Here is a 2,683-nt window from a genome sequence, read left to right as displayed (position 1 = left end):
GCTGCTCCGGACCGGATCGGCCGCAGGCCTGACACTCGCCGCGGGCGGGCTCGCCACTGGGCTGAGTCTCGGGGCAGATGACTTCGTCGTGGTGTGAAACGGCAGCGGGACCAGCGGCGCCCACCTCCGGCACGTAATCCCATGCGTCGGAACGTGGTGAAACGGTGGATCTGGTCCTGGTCAACATGAGGGTATTATTAAAGGGATCCGGCCTCAGGCAGGGCTTGGAGCCGGGTGCTGCGCCGGAGACCGCGGGCCCGGCACGTTGCGATTGTCAGCCGCAGGCGCCGAACTGATCGCGTCCGACCGGCAGCACCGTCCGGGACGTGCGGGAACCTTGGGGGCTGCCGTTGATTCCAGAGGTGAAAGTTTGCTGGGAGGCAGTGATGAAAAATCTAAGGATCATGGGGCTTGCACTCTCGTCGGTGTCGACGCTCTGCGCGGCGCCCCTTTCGGCGCAGGATGCCCCGGCATCTGGGGCCGTCCCGACGGATGTGCTCGCAATGACATGCGCGGACCTCGTCGGCTTGGACACTGGAGCCGCGGCCGATGTCATCCACTACATAGCTGGATACCGCGATGGTCAGCGAGCAACCCTTGCGGCTGCAGGACCAGCGGGAACAGACATGGAAGCTGCGGACAGCACCGGAACCGCTGGCACGGGCTCAGGTGCCGGGGAGCAGACCGAAGGCGGTGATGTCTCGCTGGGAGAAGCGACGAGAGGCAACGAAGGGTCGCCGGACTCCGAAATGGGTAGCGGCGAGGCTTCGGCGAATGCGGCAACGCAGGTGGACAGCGGAGCCGGACAAAGTCTTGAGATCGCCGTGGATCGTATCATGGCGGCGTGTGCCGACGCCGCTGACTCGCCCGCGTCGGAGGTGATCAGCGTCTCGCGCGGCGCATCTCAGCCTGAGGTCGACCTGCAGGACGAAGATCCGGCGGCCGAGGGTGAGGAGGGGCAGGACGTGGGATCAGGAAACGCCGTCGTTGAATAGCATGGGTGTCTGACCAGCGAACCGGCAATCGACGTGTCAGGCGAACCTAGAACTAGATGGCTTGGGCCTGGTGGGCTCGACGCTTCTCTCACTTGGGCAGTTTAAGTGCGATGCAGCTTGAGCGGGGTAGGGGCTCGCTACCCTCCCCGCATGCCGTTCTGGTACCATCGCACCAGCCAGGAAGTGATCCGGCTGGCGGTAATGTTGTACATCCGCTTTTTGCTTTCCTTCCGGAACGTGGAGGATCTGATGCACGAGTGCGGGATCGAGGTGAGTCATATGAGGGGGCGCTTCGGGTGGCAGAGGTTCGGGCCGATGTTCGCGGCCGGGTGCTCCTGAAGAGCAGTGACTTGAGCGGCGCAGGGGGCCTGCTACCCTCGTCGGCATGAACCGAGGTCACACCATGCGCCGGCACGGCTTTCCCGTTCTTGTGGCTCTTGCGGTGCTGGCCGGCTGCAGCGGCGGCAGCTCCGATCGGGCCGTGGTCGAAGGGGCAGGGCCGGAGGAGCTCGTGAAGCTGCGAGCCGGCCCCGGGGCTGGGCTACCGCATCGTCCTGGACCTGCCGGACGGGACCCTGCTCGAGCGCCGCGACTGCGTGACCGAACTTGGCCAGCTCTGGTGCAGGGTGTCGCTCTCCGCCGCGCCCGGGATCACGGGCTACGTCTCCGCCGACTACCTCTCGATGTCCTGAGCCCAGCGGCTGTCCGTGGGGATTCGATGCAACGGGGCCGCACATCGGCAGGCACTGTCAGAGCAATCAGGAGAGATCGGTCCCTCTCGCCTGGCTCCTCATCTCTTCGGCAAATCAATCAACGTCACTTGGCTCAAAGCCAAGAGGAGCGCCACGAGACCCGCCGACCAACCGCACCCTGAACCTATCAGGGTAGTTTAGTCTGACATGGCCAGATGGGGACCTCTTCGACGAAGCCGTGGCGCCCCCCGCGTAGGGGCGTGGCTCGAAACCGGCCGGGTCGCCCAAATTGAGCTGAAATCCGCGTCGCAGGAGAGAAGAGCGGCCTTCGTCGTGTCCTTTGTCGGCACCGCAGCCGTGTCATCGGCCGATCCGGCGTGGCTCGTTGACCTCATCCGCCTCGCCGGTCTCACTGTGCACTTCGTCCCGAATGACCCTTTCCGTGATCTCGGACAGATACGCGGACAGGGCAGCGCTCAGCTCTTCGAACTCGGGCCACAGCACCTGCTCGACGAAGCTCTTGGGCGCTCGGATGATGATGGTCTGCCGGTGCATGCGGCGATACCGGAAGGGATGAAGCCCGCAGCGGCGGCACAGCGCGACGAATAGCCGCCGCGACCACATGTCGGAGATCGAGAACTTCACCTCGATCGCCTGCTCCTTGTCAGCCGCCGTGCTTAAGCGGGAGCGGATGCGGTCCGCGGCGGCGCCCGCCGCAACCCGTTCCCCGTCGGTCGCGGCGCCTGCGAACAAGGCCTCAATCTTGCGCAGCTTCTCCCGGAGCGACTGCTCAGGTGTCATCATTCGTCCTCATCGCGCTTGCACCGCCACCTCGTTCACTCCGATCGACCGCACCGCGTCAGCCACTGACGTGCCTTGGGTCGTGAGCCCATCCACCCGCCGCAGCTTGGCAACGATTTCCTCAGGTTTGGGCCACTTCTTCGATGTCTGAGCCGTCCTAATCGGCTCAGAAGGCCAAACTCCAGAGCGGACCGT

General features: G+C 64.9%; 3 protein-coding genes. 1 reads left to right on the top strand and 2 read right to left on the bottom strand.

The annotated features are described in order from the left end of the window. Positions 1–386 precede the first annotated feature (386 nt). Positions 387–995 carry a hypothetical protein gene (locus AC5JLB_RS25725; RefSeq protein ID WP_495876677.1) on the top strand — a complete coding sequence of 203 codons (609 nt, stop codon included), beginning with the start codon at positions 387–389 and terminating at the stop codon, positions 993–995. 1,052 nt (positions 996–2,047) lie between these two features. On the opposite strand, the gene AC5JLB_RS25720 is transcribed toward AC5JLB_RS25725, so the two are convergent. Beyond that, positions 2,048–2,491: a hypothetical protein gene (locus AC5JLB_RS25720; protein ID WP_495876676.1), complete on the bottom strand. Its 444-nt coding sequence runs from the start codon at positions 2,489–2,491 to the stop codon at positions 2,048–2,050. Positions 2,492–2,497: 6 nt separating this feature from the next. Next, positions 2,498–2,683: hypothetical protein (locus tag AC5JLB_RS25715; RefSeq protein WP_495876678.1), on the bottom strand; the 186-nt coding region annotated here is incomplete at its 5' end.

This window comes from Myxacorys chilensis, from assembly GCF_059505265.1.
The sequence above is the reverse complement of the archived record's forward strand: the minus strand, read 5'-3'. Positions and strand labels throughout refer to the sequence as shown.

What these genes read in the sequence shown, in the direction of transcription:
- AC5JLB_RS25720 (WP_495876676.1), bottom strand. Translation starts at nt 2,491, where the DNA reads ATGATGACACCTGAGCAGTCGCTCCGGGAGAAGCTGCGCAAGATTGAG.
- AC5JLB_RS25725 (WP_495876677.1), top strand. Translation starts at nt 387, where the DNA reads ATGAAAAATCTAAGGATCATGGGGCTTGCACTCTCGTCGGTGTCGACG.